This is a genomic window from Yoonia rosea, from assembly GCF_900156505.1.
In the GTDB taxonomy this organism is placed as follows: Bacteria; Pseudomonadota; Alphaproteobacteria; order Rhodobacterales; family Rhodobacteraceae; genus Yoonia; species Yoonia rosea.
Genome location: NZ_FTPR01000001.1, coordinates 1,143,995 through 1,164,614 on the forward strand (window position 1 = coordinate 1,143,995; position 20,620 = coordinate 1,164,614).

The 20,620-nt window shown below is 57.5% G+C and carries 25 protein-coding genes; all 25 read right to left on the reverse strand.

Translation table 11 applies throughout. The features are described from left to right. Positions 1-3: 3 nt before the first annotated feature. The 25 genes from B0B09_RS05600 to B0B09_RS05720 all read right to left on the reverse strand — a co-directional run bounded on the left by B0B09_RS05600 (position 4) and on the right by B0B09_RS05720 (position 20,550). Complete coding sequence (locus B0B09_RS05600; RefSeq protein WP_278247269.1) at positions 4-768, reverse strand: biotin--[acetyl-CoA-carboxylase] ligase; 765 nt, start codon at positions 766-768, stop codon at positions 4-6. Further along, the gene (gene nuoN / locus B0B09_RS05605; RefSeq protein WP_084190732.1) at positions 758-2,194 is read right to left on the reverse strand and encodes an NADH-quinone oxidoreductase subunit NuoN; all 1,437 of its coding nucleotides are present in this window, start codon (positions 2,192-2,194) and stop codon (positions 758-760) included. The genes B0B09_RS05600 and nuoN overlap by 11 nt, the downstream gene beginning before the upstream one ends. A gap of 12 nt (positions 2,195-2,206) precedes the next feature. Then, positions 2,207-3,748: an NADH-quinone oxidoreductase subunit M gene (locus tag B0B09_RS05610; protein ID WP_076658699.1), complete on the reverse strand. Its 1,542-nt coding sequence runs from the start codon at positions 3,746-3,748 to the stop codon at positions 2,207-2,209. Beyond that, on the reverse strand, positions 3,748-5,865 hold the full coding sequence (nuoL, locus tag B0B09_RS05615) for an NADH-quinone oxidoreductase subunit L (protein ID WP_076658700.1): 2,118 nt from the start codon (positions 5,863-5,865) through the stop codon (positions 3,748-3,750). Before nuoL ends, B0B09_RS05610 begins: the two co-directional genes overlap by 1 nt. 5 nt (positions 5,866-5,870) lie before the next feature. Then, positions 5,871-6,176, reverse strand: coding sequence for an NADH-quinone oxidoreductase subunit NuoK (nuoK, locus tag B0B09_RS05620; protein ID WP_008235370.1), 306 nt, complete (start codon positions 6,174-6,176; stop codon positions 5,871-5,873). A gap of 90 nt (positions 6,177-6,266) precedes the next feature. Beyond that, positions 6,267-6,737: a hypothetical protein gene (locus B0B09_RS05625; protein ID WP_076658701.1), complete on the reverse strand. Its 471-nt coding sequence runs from the start codon at positions 6,735-6,737 to the stop codon at positions 6,267-6,269. 6 nt (positions 6,738-6,743) lie between these two features. Then, entirely contained in the window at positions 6,744-7,349 is a 606-nt protein-coding gene (locus tag B0B09_RS05630) for an NADH-quinone oxidoreductase subunit J (protein WP_055293118.1), read from the reverse strand. Further along, on the reverse strand, positions 7,346-7,744 hold the full coding sequence (locus B0B09_RS05635; RefSeq protein ID WP_076658702.1) for a carboxymuconolactone decarboxylase family protein: 399 nt from the start codon (positions 7,742-7,744) through the stop codon (positions 7,346-7,348). Before B0B09_RS05635 ends, B0B09_RS05630 begins: the two co-directional genes overlap by 4 nt. After that, complete coding sequence (gene nuoI / locus B0B09_RS05640; RefSeq protein ID WP_055293121.1) at positions 7,741-8,235, reverse strand: NADH-quinone oxidoreductase subunit NuoI; 495 nt, start codon at positions 8,233-8,235, stop codon at positions 7,741-7,743. Before nuoI ends, B0B09_RS05635 begins: the two co-directional genes overlap by 4 nt. A gap of 1 nt (position 8,236) precedes the next feature. Then, positions 8,237-9,277, reverse strand: coding sequence for an NADH-quinone oxidoreductase subunit NuoH (nuoH, locus tag B0B09_RS05645; protein WP_076658703.1), 1,041 nt, complete (start codon positions 9,275-9,277; stop codon positions 8,237-8,239). 11 nt (positions 9,278-9,288) lie between these two features. After that, complete coding sequence (gene nuoG, locus B0B09_RS05650; protein WP_076658704.1) at positions 9,289-11,307, reverse strand: NADH-quinone oxidoreductase subunit NuoG; 2,019 nt, start codon at positions 11,305-11,307, stop codon at positions 9,289-9,291. A 138-nt stretch (positions 11,308-11,445) separates the two neighbouring features. Further along, positions 11,446-11,850, reverse strand: a complete 405-nt coding sequence (locus B0B09_RS05655; protein WP_076658705.1) for a DUF5333 domain-containing protein — start codon at positions 11,848-11,850, stop codon at positions 11,446-11,448. 167 nt (positions 11,851-12,017) lie between these two features. Then, positions 12,018-12,470 (reverse strand): DUF3291 domain-containing protein, encoded by a 453-nt coding sequence (locus B0B09_RS05660; protein ID WP_076658706.1) that lies wholly within the window; start codon positions 12,468-12,470, stop codon positions 12,018-12,020. 43 nt (positions 12,471-12,513) lie between these two features. Beyond that, on the reverse strand, positions 12,514-12,654 hold the full coding sequence (locus B0B09_RS18105; RefSeq protein ID WP_242654347.1) for a hypothetical protein: 141 nt from the start codon (positions 12,652-12,654) through the stop codon (positions 12,514-12,516). Between the two features lie 99 nt (positions 12,655-12,753). Beyond that, on the reverse strand, positions 12,754-13,155 hold the full coding sequence (locus B0B09_RS05670) for a hypothetical protein (RefSeq protein ID WP_055293127.1): 402 nt from the start codon (positions 13,153-13,155) through the stop codon (positions 12,754-12,756). Next, positions 13,152-14,438 (reverse strand): NADH-quinone oxidoreductase subunit NuoF, encoded by a 1,287-nt coding sequence (nuoF, locus tag B0B09_RS05675; protein ID WP_076658707.1) that lies wholly within the window; start codon positions 14,436-14,438, stop codon positions 13,152-13,154. Before nuoF ends, B0B09_RS05670 begins: the two co-directional genes overlap by 4 nt. Beyond that, complete coding sequence (locus B0B09_RS05680) at positions 14,438-14,668, reverse strand: DUF5337 domain-containing protein (protein ID WP_055293129.1); 231 nt, start codon at positions 14,666-14,668, stop codon at positions 14,438-14,440. The genes nuoF and B0B09_RS05680 overlap by 1 nt, the downstream gene beginning before the upstream one ends. 15 nt (positions 14,669-14,683) lie before the next feature. After that, the gene (locus B0B09_RS05685) at positions 14,684-15,313 is read right to left on the reverse strand and encodes a helix-hairpin-helix domain-containing protein (RefSeq protein ID WP_076658708.1); all 630 of its coding nucleotides are present in this window, start codon (positions 15,311-15,313) and stop codon (positions 14,684-14,686) included. 190 nt (positions 15,314-15,503) lie between these two features. Next, the gene (locus B0B09_RS05690; RefSeq protein ID WP_076658709.1) at positions 15,504-16,619 is read right to left on the reverse strand and encodes an NADH-quinone oxidoreductase subunit E; all 1,116 of its coding nucleotides are present in this window, start codon (positions 16,617-16,619) and stop codon (positions 15,504-15,506) included. Positions 16,620-16,715: 96 nt separating this feature from the next. Next, positions 16,716-17,030, reverse strand: coding sequence for an NADH dehydrogenase (locus B0B09_RS05695; protein WP_076658710.1), 315 nt, complete (start codon positions 17,028-17,030; stop codon positions 16,716-16,718). A 27-nt stretch (positions 17,031-17,057) separates the two neighbouring features. Continuing rightward, a complete protein-coding gene (locus tag B0B09_RS05700; protein ID WP_076658711.1) occupies positions 17,058-17,255 on the reverse strand; it encodes a hypothetical protein in 198 nt (65 codons plus the stop codon). Then, entirely contained in the window at positions 17,252-18,490 is a 1,239-nt protein-coding gene (locus tag B0B09_RS05705; protein ID WP_055293134.1) for an NADH-quinone oxidoreductase subunit D, read from the reverse strand. Before B0B09_RS05705 ends, B0B09_RS05700 begins: the two co-directional genes overlap by 4 nt. Before the next feature lie 3 nt (positions 18,491-18,493). Continuing rightward, positions 18,494-19,387, reverse strand: a complete 894-nt coding sequence (locus B0B09_RS05710; protein WP_076658712.1) for a sulfotransferase — start codon at positions 19,385-19,387, stop codon at positions 18,494-18,496. Then, on the reverse strand, positions 19,387-19,998 hold the full coding sequence (locus tag B0B09_RS05715) for an NADH-quinone oxidoreductase subunit C (RefSeq protein ID WP_055293136.1): 612 nt from the start codon (positions 19,996-19,998) through the stop codon (positions 19,387-19,389). Before B0B09_RS05715 ends, B0B09_RS05710 begins: the two co-directional genes overlap by 1 nt. A gap of 21 nt (positions 19,999-20,019) precedes the next feature. Continuing rightward, positions 20,020-20,550: a NuoB/complex I 20 kDa subunit family protein gene (locus B0B09_RS05720; protein WP_055293137.1), complete on the reverse strand. Its 531-nt coding sequence runs from the start codon at positions 20,548-20,550 to the stop codon at positions 20,020-20,022. Positions 20,551-20,620: the final 70 nt, after the last annotated feature.

Consider the following 20,620-nt stretch of genomic DNA (forward strand, 5'->3'; position numbering starts at 1 on the left):
CCCTTATGAAAAGAATATATCGGCCGCCGGGATCGCACGCGGCCCGGTACCTGTAATCAGCACAAGATTGCCGTCACGGTCGATACTGTCAAAAATCCCTGTCACATCCTCGCGGCCTGTGCGCGCGGTAATCACCTCGCCCAGACGCGCGGCTTTGGACAGCCACTCATCACGGATCCGGTCAAATCCTAGGCGCATCAGCTTGGCTTCCTGCGTGGCATAAGCATCGGCAAGGGTCGCAAGGAAATCCTTTGGGGAAACCACATCTCCGCCTGCCGCAGCAAGGCTGGTAGGGGCAAACGCAGCCCCCTCGACCCCTTCGGGCGTGTGTTTGAGGTTCACCCCGATCCCGATCGAAAGCCAGTTTACGAAAGGCCCGCTTCCGGAACTTTCAAGCAGGATCCCCGCGACCTTGCCCCCTGACAACAGCACATCGTTGGGCCATTTCAGCGCGAGCTTGTCCGCAGATACGTAAATCGAAAGCGCTTGGTAGAGCGCGTTTGCCGCCAGAAAAGACCGTTTTGCGGCCTCTGCCGGTGTCGCCTCGGGCCGGAAAATCAGTGTCGCGTTCAGGTTGCCTTCCGGCACAATCCACGCACGGCCCCGCCGCCCCCGCGCTGCGGTTTGATGCTTGGCCATGATCCATGTCGGGCGGGTGATATCGGGGGCCCGTCGCGCTGCCTCGGTCATCGTGCTGTCCACAGTGTCCAGCACGACGCAGGCGTAACCCTCGGGCCACGGCCCGTGTCCGGTGCCTTTAGTTAACAAGCGTCGCCGCGGCAGCCGCCGCGATCGGCTCAATGCCGAAGAGGTTCACGACACCGATCAACATGACCGCAGCAGATCCCATCAGGAAGCCCCAGAGCACAGGGTTGATCTTGCCGTCCAGCGCCTCGCCCTCTTCACCGAAGTACATGAAGTAGACGATGCGCAGATAATAAAATGCACCGATCACTGACGCGATCACACCGGCCACAGCCAGCCAAGCCAACCCGCCATCATAGGCGGCACGCAGCACATAGAATTTGCCAAAGAAACCCACCATTGGCGGCACACCTGCGAGGCTGAAGAGCAGGACAAGCATGGCCAGCGCGCGCAACGGCTGGCGCTTGGAATACATCTTGAGGCTTTCGATATTCGTCACAGGGCGCCCGTCACGTTCCATCGACAGGATAAAGGCAAAGGTCCCGATATTCATCGTCACATAGATCGCCATGTAGATCAGCATCGCCTGCACGCCAAAGGCGGTGCCAGCGGCGAGACCCATCAGGGCGAACCCCATATGCGCAATCGAGGAATAGGCCATCAGACGTTTGATGTCTTTCTGCCCGATCGCGGCAATCGCACCAAGGAACATCGACACAACAGCCAGGAACGCGACGATCTGCTGCCAGTCGCCGACGATTCCGCCGAATGCGTCATGCACAACGCGGGCGAACAGCGCCATCGCCGCCACTTTGGGCGCGGTTGCGAAGAATGCCGTGACCGGTGTGGGCGAGCCCTCATACACATCCGGCGTCCACATGTGGAAGGGTGCCGCAGAGACTTTGAACGCAAAGCCCGCGATCAGGAACACCAGACCAAAGAGCAGACCCAAGGATGGCTCATCCGCCGTTGCCTCGATGATCCCCGCAAAGAGCGTGGTGCCTGCGAAACCGTATGTCAGCGATGCGCCGTAAAGCAGCAAGCCGGAGGACAGCGCGCCAAGCACAAAGTACTTGAGGCCCGCCTCGGTTGATTTCACGCTATCGCGGCGCAGCGATGCGACCACGTAAAGTGCCAGTGACTGCAATTCGAGGCCCATATAAAGCGCCATCAGGTCACCTGCGCTGACCATCACCATCATACCCACGACCGCCAAGGCGACGAGCACCGGATACTCAAACCGCAACAGGCCGCGACGCTGCATGTAGTTTTCCGACATCAACAGCACAGCGGCCGCTGACAGCAGGATCACCACCTTGGAGAACCGCGCAAAGCCGTCGTCGACGAACATACCGCCAAAGGCAATGTTCGTGCCCTGCCCGTTGATCCCGATCCAGACCGCCAGCAGGACGAACAGACCCGAGGTGGCCCATGTCAGAAGCGGCGCCATGCCGTCTTTGGTGGTATAAACCGCCGCCAGCAATGCGCCCATGGCGTAAACCGCCAGCACAAGTTCGGGCATCAGGATTTGGATATCAGCACCAATCATAACGGGCTTTCCTTAATTCGAAGCAAACTGCGTTGCGGCCTCAAAGGTCGCAAGCGCGGTGTCATAGTTATCAACCAGCGCCGCAACGCTCGGGCCGATCATGTCAAGAACGAGTGCGGGATAAACACCCAAAAGCAGGGTCATCACCACCAGCGGTGCAAAGATCGCGCGTTCGCGTGTGGTCATGTCAGAGATGGTTTTCAGGCTCTCTTTGATCAGGTCCCCCATCACGACGCGGCGGTACAGCCACAGCGCATAAGCGGCAGAGAGGATCACACCCGAGGTCGCAAAGACCGCGATCCATGTGTTGACCTGGAAAATACCCATCAACGTCAGGAATTCACCAACAAAGCCCGATGTCCCAGGCAGACCCACGTTCGCCATGGTGAAGAACATGAAGATCAATGCATAGGCCGGCATCCGGTTCACCAGACCGCCATAGGCGTCAATCTCGCGGGTGTGCATCCGATCGTAGATTACGCCGACGCAAAGGAACAACGCACCCGAGATAAAGCCGTGGCTGATCATCTGGAAGATCGCGCCGTCAATCCCCTGCTGGTTCACCGCAAAGATACCCATGGTCACGTAACCCATGTGGGCGACTGATGAATAGGCAATCAGCTTTTTCATGTCTTCCTGCACCAGTGCGACCAGCGAGGTATAGACAATCGCAATCGCCGACAGCCAAAGCACAAGCGGCCCCATCACCTCGGATCCCACAGGGAACATCGGCAGGCTGAAACGCAGGAACCCGTAGCCACCCATCTTCAACAGGATCGCGGCAAGTACGACAGAACCCGCCGTAGGGGCCTGCACGTGTGCATCAGGCAACCATGTATGCACGGGCCACATCGGCATCTTGACGGCGAAGCTGGCAAAGAAGGCCAACCACAGCAGCGTCTGCATCCCGCCCACGATCTGGACACCAAGAACGCTGAAATTCTCGGTCCCGAAGGTGTGGGTCATCAATGTCGGAATATCGGTGGTGCCTGCGTCGGCAAACATTGCCACCATCGCGACCAGCATCAGCACAGAGCCAAGGAAGGTATAAAGGAAGAACTTGAACGACGCATAAATCCGGTTCTTGCCGCCCCAGATGCCAATGATCAGGAACATCGGGATCAGGCCTGCCTCGAAGAACAGGTAGAACAGCACCAAATCAAGCGCGAGGAACACACCCAGCATCAGTGTTTCCAGCACCAAGAACGCAATCATATATTCCTTGACGCGGGTTTCCACGTTCCAGCAGGCCGCAATCACCAGCGGCATCAGGAATGTGGTCAGCATGACAAAGAGGATCGAAATCCCGTCGACACCCATTTTGTACTGCAGCCCCAAGAGCCAATCACGTGTTTCCACCATCTGGAAGCCGGTATTGTTGGGGTCAAAGTTCGTCAGAATGAACAGCGAGCAAATGAACGTCACCACGGTCGTGACCAGCGCCACCCATTTGGCATTGCGCTGCGCGTCCGCATCATCACCGCGCAGGAAGAGCGCCAGAATGACAGCCCCCAGAAGCGGCAGGAACGTTGTGAGAGAAAGAATATTGCCCATTAGTTCGCTCCCCCGAAGAGCGTCATCCAAGTGAGGAGCACTGCAATGCCAAGCACCATCGCAAATACGTAGCTAAAGATATAACCGGACTGTGCGCGGCCAGCGAGACGGGTGAAGAAAGGGATAATCCCCATCGCAATCCCGTTGATCCCGCCATCAATCGTGTCGGTGTCTCCGCGCTTCCAGAACAAGCGTCCCAAGGCCAGCGCGGGCTTGATAAAGATGAAATTGTAGATCTCGTCAAAGTACCATTTGTTCAGCAAGAACTGATACAAGGGCGCCTGCTGTGCGGCCAGTTTGGCCGGCCAATCCGGACGGCGGATATACATCTGATAAGCGAGACCAAGACCTGCCAACATGGCCACAAATGGTGCCAGCTTGACCCAGACAGGCACCTCATGTGCGTCGTTCAGCACATGGTTATCGGGGCTGTTGTGAATGGCCCCCTCACCCGGTGCGCCAACAAGATTGTAATGGGCCTTGGCGTAGTCGCCCTCTTCTGCCGCGTGATCATCGGCAGCACCGTGATCGCCCTCATCGCTATGCTCTGAGGCTTCGGCATATGGCACGCCAAAGAATTTGCCGACCTTGTCGTTAGAACTGAAGAATGATCCGTACCAGACCATACCAGAGAAGATCGCCCCCAATGCCAGCACATAAAGTGGCACCAGCATGATGGTCGGGCTTTCATGGGCATGGTCATGGGTATGCGCATCGCCGCGTGGCGTGCCGTAGAATGTCATGAACATCAGGCGCCAGCTATAGAAACTTGTCATCAGCGCGGCCACAACCAGCATCCAGAAGGCATAGCCGCCATTGGTGCCTGCATAGGCGCTCTCAATAATGGCGTCCTTGGACACGAAGCCCGCGAAACCAACAGGGAAGCCCACGTAGAGCAACGGAATACCGACGCCCGTGATCGCCAGTGTGCCGATCATCATCATCCAGAAGGTCTTGGGGATCTTGTGACGCAAACCGCCATAGTTCCGCATGTCCTGCTCGTGATGCATTGCGTGAATGACGGACCCTGCTCCGAGGAACAACATCGCCTTAAAGAACGCATGTGTCAGCAGGTGGAACATGGCGACCGAATAGACGCCAAGGCCAGCGGCCACGAACATATAGCCCAACTGGGAACAGGTCGAATAAGCAATGACCCGTTTGATATCGTTCTGCACCAGACCCACGGTCGCCGCGAAAAACGCGGTCGTTGCGCCAAGGAAAACGATAAAGCTGGTGGCTGTGGGTGCATATTCCATCAGCGGTGACATGCGGCAGACAAGGAACACACCTGCGGTCACCATGGTCGCCGCGTGGATCAGGGCGGACACCGGTGTCGGGCCTTCCATCGCGTCGGGCAGCCATGTGTGCAGGAACAGCTGCGCCGATTTCCCCATCGCGCCGATAAACAGCAGGAAGGCGATCAGGTTCAGCGTGTTCCAGTCACGCCACATGAAGGTGATCGTGTGGTCCTGCAAATCCGGGATCGCGGCAAAGATGTCATCAAACTTGATGCTGTCAGTCACCAGGTAAAGCGCAAAGATACCCAGCGCGAAACCGAAGTCACCCACACGGTTGACGACGAACGCCTTGATCGCAGCGGCATTGGCGGTGGGCTTTTTGTAGTAGAAACCGATCAGAAGGTAGGACGCGACACCCACGCCTTCCCAGCCAAAGAACATCTGCACAAGGTTATCCGCTGTGACCAGCATCAACATCGCAAACGTAAAGAACGACAGATAGGCAAAGAAACGCGGGCGATAGCTCTCGCTTTCTTTGAAATTCTCGTCATGGGCCATGTAGCCAAAGGAATAAAGGTGCACGAGCGCGGACACCGTGGTGATCACAATCAGCATGATCGCGGTCAGGCGGTCCATCTTGATCGCCCAATCGGTCGACAGCGTACCACTTTCAATCCAGCGCAACAGGTTGACGGTGTAGCTGCCATTGGCATGTGCCGAGGCATCAAACGTCAGGAAAACAACCCAAGACAGGAAGGCCGACAGGAACAACATGCTGGTCGCTGTCCACTGTGCGGCCTTTTCACCGATGAATTTCCAGCCAAAGCCGCAAAGCAGCGCGCCGACCAGAGGCGCAAAGAGAATGATGGTTTCCATTGGTCTTAACCCTTCATCACGTTGACGTCTTCAACGTCGATGGTCCCGCGGTTGCGGAAGAAACAAACAAGGATCGCAAGGCCGATCGCGGCCTCGGCGGCGGCGACGGTCAGCACGAACAGGGTAAAGACCTGACCGACCAGATCGCCCAGATAGCTGGAGAAGGCGACAAGGTTGATGTTCACCGCCAGCAGCATCAATTCGATACTCATCAACAGGATGATCACGTTCTTGCGGTTCAAAAACAGCCCGAAGATGCCAATGACAAACAGGGCGGCCGCCACCGTGAGATAATGTTCAAGTCCGATCATACGCATCTTCCTTCATAGGGCATGGGCCCCGGTCTTTATTCGCAGTCCCGGACCTGATCCGGGACCTCATGTTGTCGTCCGGCCGCGGGCTTATCCCGCCAGCACAAATTCTGTCTTATCGCCACGCAGCTCCGGATAGGCCGCTGCACAGGCGCATGTTTCTGTTGTCTCGGTCGTGATCGCCAGATCACGGGTCATAAAAGCAAGATCCGCCGCGATCCGTTCAAAGGTCGCAAAGACCCGTGATCCGGATTGATGGCGCTCAAGCACCTCGCGGACATCATCGGTGCGATCAAACGCGCTCTCGGGTCCCATATTTTCCTCGGCGGCGCGAAACGACAGCATTTCACCCGTCGCACATTCCACCAAAGCATACCCTTTATAAGATCCCTCTTGCGTCCACCAATGTGTCCACATCACACGGCCCTCGCCCAGATCACGGTGGCCATATTCGCCGCCGTGGCTGATATGCGTGATCCGCCGACACTCTGCCAGCGTCAGCGCGCTGGCAGTCGTCGCGAAAAGCAACATGGCCGTGGTTATGATGGCGAGCTTGCGCATGCTGCTTTACAGACCCTGCCCCGGCTTGACGTCTTTCAGTTCCATCGCCTTGGCCGGATCACGGTACATCTGCGCAAGGATGTTCTGGCGCTTGATGTCCACGCGGTGGCGCAGCGTCAGCACAATCGCCCCGATCATCGCGACAAGCAGGATCAGGCCCGATAGCTGGAACAGCAGAATATATTTGTCATAGATCAGCAGACCCAGCGCACGGGTGTTGTCCAGATCACCCGCAGGTGCCGCAATGCGGCCTTCGACACCATCGGCAAAGCCCCAAACACCCAGCGCCAGCGCCAGTTGCATCAGGATCACGACACCGATCAGCAGCGCCAAAGGCAGGTATTTCGTCATTTCCGCCTTCAGTTCGGCGAAATCAATGTCGAGCATCATGACCACAAAAAGGAAAAGCACCGCGACTGCGCCCACGTAGACGATGATCAGCAACATCGCCACGAATTCCGCGCCCAAGGTCACGAACAGCCCCGCAGAGGACAGGAACGCGAGGATCAGCCACAGGACCGAGTGGACCGGATTGCGGCTCACCACGGTCATCAGACCACCGGCGACGGTCGTCACGGCAAAGAGATAAAATATGAACGCGAAGACGGTCATGCGCTTTCGTCCTTTTCTAAGACTTCGGTTGCCAGTTCCATTGCTTTGGTCATGGCCGGCACGCCTGCGAACATGCCCATCTGGGCGATCACTTCGGCGATTTCCTGTTTCGTGGCCCCCGCTTCGACCAGATGGCGGACGGTCAGCCGGATCTGTGCCTCGGCTTGCGCGCCCAGCACGGTCAGACCCGCAAGTGTCAGCATCAGCCGTGTTTTCGCGTCCAGCCCATCAGGGTTGATACCCTTGCCAAAGAACATCTCCATGGTTTCCTTGGGCATGGTGGGCCAAAGGTTTTCAAACCCTTTAGGCGTGAAGGATTCCAGCGCCGGATTCATGGCTTTCGCCCAGTCCTGGCCCATCTTCATCATGGCTTCAAAGGGGTTCTGGTCGGTCATCTGTACGGCGCGTCCAGTTCGAGGTTGCGGGCAATCTCGGATTCCCAACGGTCGCCGTTCTCAAGCAGTTTGGCTTTGTCGTAATACAACTCTTCCCGCGTCTCGGTGCTGAATTCGAAATTCGGACCTTCCACGATGGCATCCACAGGACAGGCTTCCTGACAGAAACCGCAGTAGATGCATTTGGTCATGTCGATGTCATAGCGGGTGGTGCGGCGGGAACCATCATCGCGCGGTTCGGCGTCAATCGTGATCGCCTGCGCAGGACAAACGGCCTCACACAGCTTACAGGCAATGCAGCGCTCTTCGCCATTGGGATAGCGGCGCAAGGCATGTTCGCCACGGAAGCGGGGCGACAACGGCCCCTTTTCGTGCGGGTAGTTCAGCGTCGCCTTGGGCGAGAAGAAGTACTTCATCCCCAGTTTGAAGCCGACCCAGAAATCCTGAAGCAGGAAGTATTTCGCGGCGCGGGTATAATCCATTTGCGTCATTTTATGCTCCCATCGCCCAGCGTGCCCAAAAGCCGCCGAGTACTTCGAATTTTGCGAGGAACGACACCAGCACGACCCAACCCAGCGACAGCGGCAGGAAGACCTTCCAGCCAATACGCATCAATTGGTCGTAGCGGTAGCGCGGGGTGATGGCCTTGACCATCGCGAACATGAAGAAACACATCGCCATCTTGATCACCATCCAGAAGATACCATCCGGCAGGAACGGCACAGGCGACAGCCAGCCACCGAAGAACAAGAGCGAGATCAGCGCACACATCAGCACGACCGCCATCAATTCACCGATCATGAACAGCAGGAACGGGGTGGAGGAGTATTCCACCTGATAGCCCGCCACGAGTTCCGATTCCGCCTCGGGCAGGTCGAACGGTGGGCGGTTTGTTTCGGCCAAGGCGCTGATAAAGAACAAAAACAGCATCGGGAAATGCGCAACCCAGAACCAGTTAAACAGGCCCGCATTGCCGTCTTGCGCGGCAACGATATCGCCAAAATTCATGGAACCCGCCGAGATGATCACGCCCACGATGATCAGACCGATAGACACCTCATAAGAAATCATCTGCGCCGCAGACCGCAGCGAGCCAAGGAACGGATATTTCGAGTTCGAGGCCCAGCCACCCATGATGACGCCGTAGACCTCCAACGAGCCGATGGCGAAGATATAGAGGATCGCCACGTTGATATCCGCCAGCACCCAACCGTCATTGAACGGGATCACAGACCACGCAATCACCGACAAAACGAAAGCGATCAGCGGGGCGAGGAAGAAAACAAACTTATCCGCGCCCGCAGGGACCACGATTTCCTTGACGATGTATTTCAGAAAGTCGGCAAAGGACTGCAACAGGCCGAACGGGCCTACAATGTTCGGCCCCTTGCGCATCTGGACGGCAGCCCAGACCTTGCGGTCGGCATACATCAGAAACGCAAGTGCGACCAGAAGCGGCACAAGCACCAGTAGGCATTGCCCCAAGATCACAAGGACGATGCCAAGGTTGGTGTTGGTAAAGAATTCAACCATTGTCGTCGTCCTTATTCTGCGGCCAGTGGCGCAGATTTCCGTGCCTTCGCGTTCGCGCTCAGCTCTGCCATCAGTGTTGATGCGCGGGCAATCGGGTTTGTCAGATAGAAATCGGTCACCGCATTGCGGAAGTCAGCCGATCCGGGTTTCTTGACGGGCAGAGCCGACCATTCATTCTCGGCCACTTCGTCAATGTCACCCAAGTGCGGGTGCGCCGCCACAATCACCTGACGCAGTTGCGCCATGCTGTCGAATGGCAAGGTGGCTTCCAATTCTGCGGACAACGCCCGCAGGATCGCCCAGTTTTCCTTGGCCTGCCCCGGTGGGAAGCTGGCACGCAGTGCCAGTTGCGGGCGGCCTTCTGTGTTGACGAACAGCCCGTTTTCCTCGGTGTAGGCCGCCGCAGGCAGAATGATATCGGCGCGATGTGCGCCACGATCACCATGGCTGCCTTGGTAGATCACGAATGCGCCGGGTTTTACCTCGACCTCGTCCGCGCCCAGATTGTAGATGACTTCGGCACCTTCAAGTGCAGCATCCAGTCCACCCTCTGTCGCAGCCCCAACGTCCATGGCACCAACGCGGCCAGCGGCGGTATGAAGCACCATCAGTTTGCCGTTGGTCTTTGCGGCGACATCCATTGCGGCGGCCAAGACAGCCGCGCCATCGGCCTCTTGCAGGGCGCCCTGCCCGACAATGACCAAAGATGGGACATCTTTGACCTCACCGAATTTATGGTTGGTCAATGCGACAAGCGCCTCACGATCCGTCCCCATATGCACGTAGTCATAGGTCAGATCCACATTCTCACCGATCAGCGCGACATTGGCCCCGCGTGACCATGCCCGGCGGATACGCGCGTTAAGAACCGGCGCTTCGTCACGCGGATTGGTACCAATCAGCATGATGTATTGCGCGTCATCAATATCTTCGATCTTGGCTGTGCCGACGTAGGCAGAGCGATTGCCAATCGGCAGTTTTGCCCCATCGGTGCGGCATTCGACGCGGCCGCCCTGCCCTTCGATCAACTGCTTGAGCGCGAATGCAGCCTCAACCGGGGCCAGATCACCGACAAGGCCCGCAACCTTCTTGCCCTTTATGGCCGCCGCAGCGGCAGAGAGCGCTTCGGGCCAGCTGGCTTTGCGCAATTTGCCGTTTTCACGGATGTAAGGTGTATCCAGACGCTGGCGACGCAGGCCGTCCCAAACGAAACGGGTTTTATCGGAAATCCACTCTTCGTTCACGCCGTCATGGTTGCGCGGCAGGAAACGCATCACTTCGCGGCCTTTGGTATCCACACGGATGTTGGACCCCAGTGCATCCATCACGTCGATTGATTCTGTCTTGGTCAATTCCCAAGGGCGGGCGGTAAAGGCGTAAGGTTTTGAGACAAGCGCACCCACGGGGCACAGATCAATAATGTTGCCCTGCATGTTCGAATCGAGCGTTTCGCCCAGATAAGAGGTAATTTCCGCATCTTCGCCACGGCCCGTTTGGCCCATCTGGTGAATGCCCGCGACCTCGGTCGTGAAACGCACACAGCGGGTGCAGGAAATGCAGCGGGTCATATGGGTTTCGACCAATGGACCAAGGTCCAGGTCTTCGGTTGCGCGCTTGGGTTCACGGAAGCGGCTAAAGTCCACGCCATAGGCCATAGCCTGATCCTGAAGATCACATTCCCCACCCTGATCGCAGATCGGGCAATCAAGCGGGTGGTTGATCAGCAAAAACTCCATCACGCCTTCACGGGCCTTTTTGACCATGGGCGAATTGGTTTTCACAACTGGCGGCTGGCCTTCCGGTCCGGGGCGCAGATCCTTGACCTGCATCGCGCAAGAGGCGGCAGGTTTGGGCGGGCCGCCCACAACCTCGACCAGACACATGCGGCAGTTGCCCGCGATGGAAAGCCGCTCATGATAGCAGAAACGCGGGATTTCAATCCCCGCCTCTTCACAGGCCTGTATCAGGGTCATAGCCCCGTCAACTTCGACCTCATTTCCATCAATGATGACTTTGCGCAGATCAGACATGGCGTGTCCTATGTGTTCCCTCATGCGCCTTTGGCCGCAGGGGACAAGGCGCGTTGCCCCGCGTTCTAACGCGACAGGCCACGCGATGCCAGTCAGATTGACAAAAAAACGATCACTTTTCGCACTTGCAGCAAAGTCTTAGCGCAAGAGCCAACCTACGCGCGTATTTGCAGCAATTTGGGCACGCCCAACGGCGCAATAGCTCTCGGAATCATCCGCAACCGCCCCAAGCGCAACCAGTTGCGCCCGTGCTATGCCCTCAAGCCGGTCTTTTTCCGCGTCGTCATTGATGTAGGCGTCGATTTCATCATCAGAGAAACCAAGGCCGCTGGCATGGCTGCGCAAAGATTGCAGATAGCTGTATCCGCGAAACAGGCGCGCGCGGATGCTGTCGCATTGCTCGGAAATCTCATAGGCCATGCCAACCGCAATAATGCCGTCACGCACATGTGCCACATCTTTGAGCGCGGTTTGCGCCGACGCATGACCAGCAGACAGAACCGTCGCGAGGGCCATAACGGTACCAAGGGCAAATTTTTTCATTCTCGATCTCCTCTGCGACACCTGTTGCATCACATTGTTTGCAGTACAGATCATCTTTCGGGCGGCGTTATTCAATATCAGGGCTTTGACATCGGAATATTCACGCCTGCCAGAGAGGGTGCCATAGCGATAAGCCACTGATTCAATTTGATTTTGCAATCGGCCGTTCACGTGTTGCCCTTGGCGCGCACCCAATCCCAGCCAAAGGCGTCTTCGCTATCGCCATGCGTCTGCCGATGGTGCAGCTTGGCCATCGCTTCGTCGAGCGTTGGTTGCGTCCCTTCGGGCACCCACCACATCACAAAATGCATCTGTACCAGCGTTTCGAACCATTCCTTGCTGCGATTCATGAACCTGGCGTGCAGGGTATCAAAGACATAGGTCTGCAAATGCGCGGGTGTTTCCCAGACCGACAGATTGGCGACAAATTGCGGATCACCGTCCAGATGCGCATCGGTGTTGCCTTTGCCCGGCTCACCCGAGCCTTCCATCATCCACACAAACCCCGGCATGCGCTTGCCCAGTCCGTTGATCAGATCAAGGTTGTTCATAAACTCGGCCACGCGCGGATCATCTGTTGGGGCAATCAGGCGGCCTATGTTCAGTTCGGCAAGATGCATCTGCTGGTCCTTTCCGGGCGGGTGGGTTGAAACCCACCTTACACTACCGCCGCCGTTGCCGCGTCGGTGCAATCCCTGCGATGCCCTTGCGCAAAAACGCCAGCGTCAGGATCACTCCAATGATCGCCAGTCCCCCCGCCGCAAGATAGGCCCAGACCGGCGCAATCGTTGCCCGTACCGCCATCACCGTGAACCACGCCGGCAAAAAGCAAACGCCAGACGTGACAAGGGCCGCGCCAAAGCTCGCGGCCCCATCAAGAAAATTCCGAAACGCCATAAAGGTTTAGGCGGGGATCAGCAGCGCGCTGATGCCCGAGCCTTCAAGTACCTCGGCATCCCCTGCGGCGCAAAGGTCATCGGATGTGATATCAACGCCGTGCTTGACCTGAAAACTGCGCTGGCTGACATCAGTTTCCAATTCGATGCCCGCCCGCTGGCTGTTTGCGGCCAACGACCCGCGACCAACTTCGTTGCGTGCTTCGTTCAATGCGGAATCAAGTGCCGCATCATAGGTGTAGCGCGCGCAGTTCTGCGCAATCCGGTTGGCGAGTGTCAGGCTCGCGTAATACTGCGGTGTCGACATATTGAACAACTTCTGTACAGCCGGATCATCCAGATTCCGACCACCAGTTGCACAAGCCGCCAGTGTCAAAGCCGCACCAAGCATCAATCCACGTGTCATCATTCTGCTGCCATCCCTGCCAAACGTTTATGTTTGATCCGGTCCTCAATTTCGTCCCGGAAGTTCTTGATCAAACCTTGGATCGGCCATGCAGCCGCATCACCCAATGCACAGATCGTATGCCCTTCAACCTGTTTTGTCACGTCCAGCAGCATGTCAATTTCTTCCACGCTGGCGTTACCTTCGACCAAACGGGCCATGACGCGCATCATCCAGCCGGTGCCTTCGCGGCAGGGCGTGCACTGGCCACAGCTTTCGTGCTTGTAAAATTTCGACAACCGCCAGATCGCTTTGATCATATCGGTCGAGTTATCCATCACGATGACCGCAGCGGTGCCAAGCGATGATCCCTTTTCCTTGAGCGCATCAAAATCCATGACCGCATCGCGCATGTTCTCACCGCGCACACATGGCACGGATGAGCCGCCCGGAATCACCGCCTTAAGGTTATCCCAGCCGCCACGAATACCGCCGCAGTGTTTTTCGATCAGCTCTTCAAAGGAAATCGACATTTCCTCTTCAACAACGCAGGGGTTGTTCACATGGCCCGAAATCGCGAACAGCTTGGTGCCTGCGTTATTCGGGCGGCCCATGCTGGCAAACCAGCCTCCACCACGGCGCAGGATCGTCGGCACAACGGCGATAGATTCCACGTTATTCACTGTGGTCGGGCAGCCATAAAGACCGGCACCCGCAGGGAACGGCGGCTTCATTCGGGGCATGCCCTTTTTGCCTTCAAGGCTTTCCAGCAGTGCTGTTTCTTCGCCGCAGATATAGGCACCAGCCCCGTGGGTCAGGTAAATGTCGAAATCCCAGCCGGATTTGGCGGCGTTCTTGCCCACCAGACCGGCAGCGTAGCATTCATCAATCGCCGCCTGCAGCGCCTCTTTCTCGCGGATGTATTCGCCACGGATGTAGATATAGCAGGCATTCGCGTTCATCGCGAAAGATGCAATCAAGCAACCTTCAACCAGCGTATGCGGGTCGTGGCGCATGATTTCGCGGTCTTTGCATGTGCCGGGCTCGGATTCGTCAGCATTGACCACCAGATAGGCCGGACGGCCATCGCTTTCCTTGGGCATGAAAGACCATTTCAAACCGGTCGGAAAACCCGCCCCGCCCCGGCCACGCAGACCCGAGGCCTTCATTTCATTGATGATCCAGTCGCGGCCCTTCTTGATGATCGCCGCAGTACCATCCCAATGGCCCCGCGCCTGCGCGCCTTTCAGCGTGCGGTCGTGCATCCCGTAAAGGTTCGTGAAAATCCGGTTCTCATCTTTGAGCATCAGCTATCGCCCTTGTCTTTTTGGCGCGCACGCCAGAGTTGGTAGGTCTGCCACAGGGCAAACCCGAAACCGGCGAGCGCTGCAAGATCAAAAAGCGCCCGCAAACGGTTCGGCCAGTCATATTCTGCGCCAATCAGGTTGGCCAAGACCCAGAAAACACCTGTCGCCGCAACAATCAACGCGACGCGTTGTCCCGCGCGGCTTTCAGAGGTGTTTCCGTGTTGGGCCATGGGTTTGTCGTTGCCTTAGTAAACGCCGCCCTTGTCGACTTTCTTGGAGAATTCGGTTTCTCCGCCAGCGGCAAGAGTCTTTGCCTGTTCGACCCAGTTATCACGGGTCGCGCGACCTTTGAAACCTTCCAGATTGTCATCAATCCATGCCTGTTCTTTGGGGCCCCATGTTGCGATCTGGTCGAAGTGGAAAATGCCCATGCCGTGCAGGGTCTTCTCGAGCTTTGGACCAACACCTTTGATCTGTTTGAGATCATCCGGCCCGCCATCACGTGCGGCACTCAGGAACTGAGGCGCGTCGTCAGCTGTGGATGCGGGCGCGGGTGCCTCGGCAACGGGCGCAGGTGCAGGTACCTCGGCGGCAGGCGCAGGTGCGGCGGGCTCGGGCGCAGGTGCAGCAGCAGGCGTCGGCGCCGCAACAGGAGCTGCTTTCGCCACGGGGGCTTCTGCGTGGTTGGGACCGAGCGCCGGTTCACGCCAACCCAATGCCAGCGCAATCGCGGCAATCACACCAACGACGCCACCTATAAAGGCCGAACCAAACAGTCCGTAATCGTAAAGAACAAATGCAACGCCTGCTGCAATGATGGCAAACAAAGCAGCTACGGCAATGATGCCCTGACTGATCGGTGCAGTATCTTTCATGGTCTTTTCTCTCCCTCAGGTGGCCGGTGTGGCGGCCTTGCAGATAAAACGACAATCGCCTGTGCCAAACTGACGCAAGCGCACGTTCAGGGATATGTCTAACCCAATGTTTGGCATCCGGTAAAGAAATACCGCAAAAGCCCAAGACATCCGGCGGGTTACGCGCGCGCGCTGCCTAATGGCTATGCGTTTACGCACCCTTGGCGAGATCTGCAGCCTGTGCCATCCAGTTGTCGCGCGCGATGCGGCCCTTGAACTTCAAACGGCTGTCGACCCATGCGATCTCTGCCTCTGTCCATTTTGCGATCTGGTCAAAGTGCCAGAACCCTAGTTCGTTCAGCACCTGTTCCAGCTTCGGGCCAACGCCACTGATCTTTTTAAGATCATCCGCTTTCCCGTCACGCGGGGCGGTCAGTGTTTCCGGCGCGCTGCCCGCATCTTCACCGGCAAGATCAGGATTGGGGTTGGACTTGCCGGTTGGCTTGGCCTTCGATTTTGCAGCCGCCTGCTGCTTTGTCACGCCAGTCTGATCGACGGGCTTGTCAGCAGCGGGCTTGGCGGCCTTCGCCTTTGTTTTCGGCGCGGCGACTTTCTTGGCGTCTTTCACCCAAGGTGTCAGCAAAGGCACTTCGGTGCCGTCAATCCGTTTCACGGTATCGCCGATATCCGTCGCCAACTGCACACTGGCGTTATACTTGGTCTTGCCGCTGTCATAGTCCTTGAGGCTGGTCAGCCCTTTGAGGGGCTCTGCCGCAAAGCGCCCGTTCTGGGGCCCCGGTGTCGGCACACGACCGGCGGCGAGTTCGTCGATGATTTCGCGCAGACGCTCGGCGGTCAGGTCTTCGTAATAATCCTTGCCGATCTGGGCCATCGGCGCGTTGGCGCAGGATCCCAGACACTCGACCTCTTCCCACGAGAATTTCCCATCAGCCGAGAGTTCGTGCGGCTTGTCCGCGATTTTATCCTGGCACACGCCAATCAGATCTTCTGCACCGCAGATCATGCACGAAAGCGTACCGCAGACCTGAATATGTGCCACAGAGCCAACGGGCTGTAGCTGAAACATGAAGTAGAAAGACGCGACCTCGAACGCGCGGATGAAGGCCATATCCAGCATATTCGCGACATATTCGATCGCAGGGCGTGACAGCCAGCCTTCCTGTTCCTGCGCGCGCCACAGGATCGGAATGATCGCCGAGGCCTGACGGCCTTCGGGGAATTTCTTCATCTGCGCCTCGGCCCATTTCTGGTTCTCGGGCGTGAAGGCGAATGTTTCTGGCTGATCATGATAAAGGCGGCGTAGCATGAGGTCTTTCCGGTCACATCGTTGCGGTGAAACAGGTTTCACCGAATTTCCATTGTTCCCCTAACATACCGGGCGGTCCCGGCAAGGGATTTGTCTTCAGGCGCAAGCACCTGTGGTCAGGCGAAAGGCCTGACCGTCAATCGCGCCCTGCCCGTCCGCGCGCAGTTCTGTCATGACACGGGCCAGATCTTCACGCGACAGTACGGCATCGGCCATAATCAGATCGGTGTTGGCGCTGGTCAGGGCACATCCGTTCGCTTCGACACTGCTCACAAACCGCGCTTTCGCGGATTGTGGCACCGCTGGGGTTTCCGGCTCTTGCGCAGTAGGTGGCGCAGGCAGCGGTATGATGATCGGCACAGCGCAGGCTGTCGCCCCCAGAAGTGCCGCAAGTGTCAGATAACGCTTCATATCTTGGTTCCTTGAACAGGGCCGGCGCTAGTTTTCAACAGCAGCCGGCGCAACGGCAAACACATCTGTGAGACCATATACCAGAATAAACACCGACACGGCCAAACCGACCACACCGCCAATAAAGATCCCGGCCATACGCCCGCGGAACATGCGCGAAACGGCGGCCGAGACAAAAAACCCCAGCGCGACCAGAATGCCAAGGATCAGATCGCCCAGTGTCATCGGTCGATCTCGCCGAACACGACATCCATTGTCCCGATGATCGCACTCACATCCGCCAGCTGGTGGCCCTTGCAGATATAGTCCATTGCCTGCAGGTGAAGATAGCCCGGCGCGCGCAGCTTGGCGCGATACGGCTGGTTTGTGCCGTCCGCCACCAGATAAACGCCGAATTCGCCCTTCGGGGCTTCGACCGCGGCGTAAACCTCGCCTGCGGGCACGTGGAACCCTTCGGTATAGAGTTTGAAGTGGTGGATCAGCGCCTCCATCGAGGTCTTCATCTCGCCACGTGTCGGCGGCGTCATCTTGCCGCGCGCCATCACATCGCCCTTTTCATGGCGCAGCTTTTCGCAGGCCTGACGGATGATATGCACCGACTGGCGCATCTCTTCCATGCGGCAGAGGTAACGATCATAGCAATCGCCGTTCTTGCCCACAGGGACCTGGAATTCGAATTCATCGTAGCATTCATAAGGTTGCGCACGACGCAAATCCCACGCAAGGCCGGACCCGCGCACCATGACACCGGAAAACCCCCATTCCTGAATGTCGTCTTCTGTCACGATCCCGATATCGGCGTTACGCTGTTTGAAAATCCGGTTCTCGGTCAGCAGGCCGTCGATATCATCAAGCACCTTGGGGAATGCGATAGCCCATGTATCAATGTCTTCGATCAACTGATCCGGCAGATCCTGGTGCACACCACCGGGGCGGAAATAGGCCGCGTGCAGACGCGCGCCGCAAGCACGCTCATAAAAGATCATCAGCTTTTCACGTTCTTCAAAGCCCCAAAGCGGCGGGGTCAGCGCGCCCACGTCCATCGCCTGTGTCGTGACGTTCAACAGGTGCGACAGAATACGCCCGATTTCGGAATAGAGCACACGGATCAACGACGCGCGGCGCGGCACTTCGGTCTTGGTCAGCCGTTCGATGGCCAGACACCACGCGTGTTCCTGATTCATCGGAGCCACGTAATCAAGGCGGTCCAGATAAGGCAGGTTTTGCAGGTAGGTCCGGCTTTCCATCAGCTTTTCTGTGCCGCGGTGCAGCAGGCCGATATGCGGGTCACACCGCTCTACGATTTCGCCATCCAGTTCCAGCACCAGACGCAACACGCCATGTGCGGCAGGGTGTTGCGGGCCGAAGTTGATGTTGAAATTCCTGATCTGCTGCTCGTCCGTCGCCGCATCAGTCGATCCATCATCATAGATATTTGTCCGGATATCACCGTCCATCATGGCTCAAGCCCTCGCTAAATTGTCTTGCCACCGCTGTGGCAGAGGCCCGACATTGCGGGCCACCCATTCGTAGTGTTCGTTCAGCAGTCCCAAAGCGCGGGGACGCAATTTGTCCAGCATCACCACCTCGGGTCCCTCATTGGCGGGACGGGCGACGATGGGTGCGACCTGTTTGATCCCCAAGAACGCACAGAGCCGCGCCAGACCCTCAGCCGTAAACAGGTCTTCGGCAAACTGGATCAACAACCGCCCCTCGGGGATCACGCGGCGCAGTTTGCGAATGACCTTGGGGTAATCGCCGCGCTCAAGAATATGCTGCTCATGGCCACGATTCAAAATCCGGTAGAGTATATTGTTGGATTTCTTCTCATAGACTTCATGCTCTTGCCGCTGGCGGCGGGCCTGCATCCGGATATGCGACCACAGGCGATCCAGTGGATCACGGATCAGGTAGAGGAATTTTGTATTGGGCGAAAGGTCACGCATCCGCGCAAGCGCGTCATCCGACAGCGTGGCATAGTTGGGTGTGATGTCACCAATAACCTTGGCCGCGTCACGCCCGCCCAAAAGCCAAGCAGCATAGGCGCTGTCATCTGCGCGATCACCCTCAAGTGCTGCGATCAGCGCCTTCATCTCATTAATGCGGCGATCCATATTCTCTACCTGCCAACCGCGGCCCTCTGCATCGGCTTGCACCTTGGCAGCGCGCATTTCACGCAGACGGACGCGAAAAGCCGCCAACTGCTTTTCACAGCGCTCCGCATCGAAAGTATCCCAATAATGCGCTTCCTTCACCGCAGGCATGGCGCATTCAGGGTGATCATGCAGATAGCGGTAAAGCCATGTGGTGCCCGCCTTCGTGGCACCGACGCAGTAAAGAAGGGTTGGCGCGGCCATCAGCCTGCTTTCTCTGCTTTCTTTTCGTCGCCCGGCAGGATGTATTCGGCCCCCTCCCACGGTGACATGAAATCGAACTGGCGGTATTCCTGCACAAGGCTGACAGGTTCGTAAACCACACGCTTTTGCACTTCGTCATAGCGTACTTCGGTATAACCCGTGGTCGGGAAATCCTTGCGCAGCGGATGACCGCGGAAACCATAATCCGTCAGGATACGGCGCAGATCGGGGTGACCCGAGAACAGGATACCGAACATATCAAAGACTTCGCGCTCGAACCAGTTGGCCGACGGATGCACCGAAATGATCGAGGGCATCATATCTTCTTCACGGATTTGCACACGCAGGCGGATGCGGTGGTTCTGATACATGCTCAGGAAATGGTAGATCACATCAAAGCGTTTGGCGCGGCTGGGGTAATCGACGGCTGTGATATCGACGAGCGACGAAAACTTGCACGCGCCATCGTTTTTAAGAAACTCGACAAAGCTGATCAGCGCAGACGGCGCCACGGTCACGGTCAGCTCATCATGGGCGACCTCCCAAGACAGCACGCAGTCGCGGCGCTTCATCTCAAGATGGGTGCCAAGTTCTTGCAGGGCTTCAGTCATACCTTATTCCTTTCGCCTTGCCTATCGCACGATCGTGCCGGTGCGGCGCATTTTACGCTGCAACTGCAGGATACCGTAAAGCAGCGCTTCGGCCGTCGGCGGGCAGCCGGGCACGTAGATATCCACGGGGACAATACGGTCACAGCCACGCACCACTGAATAGCTATAGTGGTAATAGCCACCGCCATTCGCACAGGACCCCATCGAGATCACATAGCGCGGTTCGGGCATCTGGTCGTAAACCTTACGCAGCGCAGGCGCCATTTTGTTGGTCAGCGTACCGGCAACGATCATCAGGTCGGACTGGCGCGGGGATGCACGCGGGGCGGTGCCAAACCGTTCCAGATCGTAACGCGGCATCGAGGTGTGCATCATTTCCACCGCACAGCAGGCCAGACCAAAGGTCATCCAGTGCAGCGAGCCTGTGCGCGCCCAGTTGATGATGTCCGCGGTTGAGGTCACAAGGAAGCCCTTGTCCTGCAACTCCGAATTGATCAACTGCGCGCCGTGCTCTTTGTCAGCACCCACAGCGGTTCCGGTCATCACGCCCATTGAGGGTCTCCCGTCGCTTTTGTTCCCTGTAAATCAACTAAGCGGCCCCCTGAGGAAGGTCAAGCCGACA

Coding starts and splice junctions, on each gene's coding strand:
- nuoK (WP_008235370.1), bottom strand. CDS start 6,176: ATGATCGGACTTGAACATTATCTCACGGTGGCGGCCGCCCTGTTTGTC.
- B0B09_RS05630 (WP_055293118.1), bottom strand. CDS start 7,349: ATGACCGTCTTCGCGTTCATATTTTATCTCTTTGCCGTGACGACCGTC.
- B0B09_RS05610 (WP_076658699.1), bottom strand. CDS start 3,748: ATGGGCAATATTCTTTCTCTCACAACGTTCCTGCCGCTTCTGGGGGCT.
- B0B09_RS05690 (WP_076658709.1), bottom strand. CDS start 16,619: ATGCTACGCCGCCTTTATCATGATCAGCCAGAAACATTCGCCTTCACG.
- nuoL (WP_076658700.1), bottom strand. CDS start 5,865: ATGGAAACCATCATTCTCTTTGCGCCTCTGGTCGGCGCGCTGCTTTGC.
- B0B09_RS05710 (WP_076658712.1), bottom strand. CDS start 19,387: ATGGCCGCGCCAACCCTTCTTTACTGCGTCGGTGCCACGAAGGCGGGC.
- B0B09_RS05685 (WP_076658708.1), bottom strand. CDS start 15,313: ATGAAAGATACTGCACCGATCAGTCAGGGCATCATTGCCGTAGCTGCT.
- B0B09_RS05705 (WP_055293134.1), bottom strand. CDS start 18,490: ATGATGGACGGTGATATCCGGACAAATATCTATGATGATGGATCGACT.
- B0B09_RS05680 (WP_055293129.1), bottom strand. CDS start 14,668: ATGGCCCAACACGGAAACACCTCTGAAAGCCGCGCGGGACAACGCGTC.
- nuoI (WP_055293121.1), bottom strand. CDS start 8,235: ATGACGCAAATGGATTATACCCGCGCCGCGAAATACTTCCTGCTTCAG.
- nuoN (WP_084190732.1), bottom strand. CDS start 2,194: ATGATTGGTGCTGATATCCAAATCCTGATGCCCGAACTTGTGCTGGCG.
- B0B09_RS05660 (WP_076658706.1), bottom strand. CDS start 12,470: ATGCATCTTGCCGAACTGAACATAGGCCGCCTGATTGCCCCAACAGAT.
- nuoG (WP_076658704.1), bottom strand. CDS start 11,307: ATGTCTGATCTGCGCAAAGTCATCATTGATGGAAATGAGGTCGAAGTT.
- B0B09_RS05625 (WP_076658701.1), bottom strand. CDS start 6,737: ATGCGCAAGCTCGCCATCATAACCACGGCCATGTTGCTTTTCGCGACG.
- B0B09_RS05695 (WP_076658710.1), bottom strand. CDS start 17,030: ATGAAGCGTTATCTGACACTTGCGGCACTTCTGGGGGCGACAGCCTGC.
- B0B09_RS05700 (WP_076658711.1), bottom strand. CDS start 17,255: ATGACACTGGGCGATCTGATCCTTGGCATTCTGGTCGCGCTGGGGTTT.
- B0B09_RS05635 (WP_076658702.1), bottom strand. CDS start 7,744: ATGACCGACCAGAACCCCTTTGAAGCCATGATGAAGATGGGCCAGGAC.
- B0B09_RS05670 (WP_055293127.1), bottom strand. CDS start 13,155: ATGATGACACGTGGATTGATGCTTGGTGCGGCTTTGACACTGGCGGCT.
- nuoH (WP_076658703.1), bottom strand. CDS start 9,277: ATGGTTGAATTCTTTACCAACACCAACCTTGGCATCGTCCTTGTGATC.
- nuoF (WP_076658707.1), bottom strand. CDS start 14,438: ATGCTCAAAGATGAGAACCGGATTTTCACGAACCTTTACGGGATGCAC.
- B0B09_RS05715 (WP_055293136.1), bottom strand. CDS start 19,998: ATGACTGAAGCCCTGCAAGAACTTGGCACCCATCTTGAGATGAAGCGC.
- B0B09_RS18105 (WP_242654347.1), bottom strand. CDS start 12,654: ATGGCGGTACGGGCAACGATTGCGCCGGTCTGGGCCTATCTTGCGGCG.
- B0B09_RS05720 (WP_055293137.1), bottom strand. CDS start 20,550: ATGGGCGTGATGACCGGAACCGCTGTGGGTGCTGACAAAGAGCACGGC.
- B0B09_RS05655 (WP_076658705.1), bottom strand. CDS start 11,850: ATGAAAAAATTTGCCCTTGGTACCGTTATGGCCCTCGCGACGGTTCTG.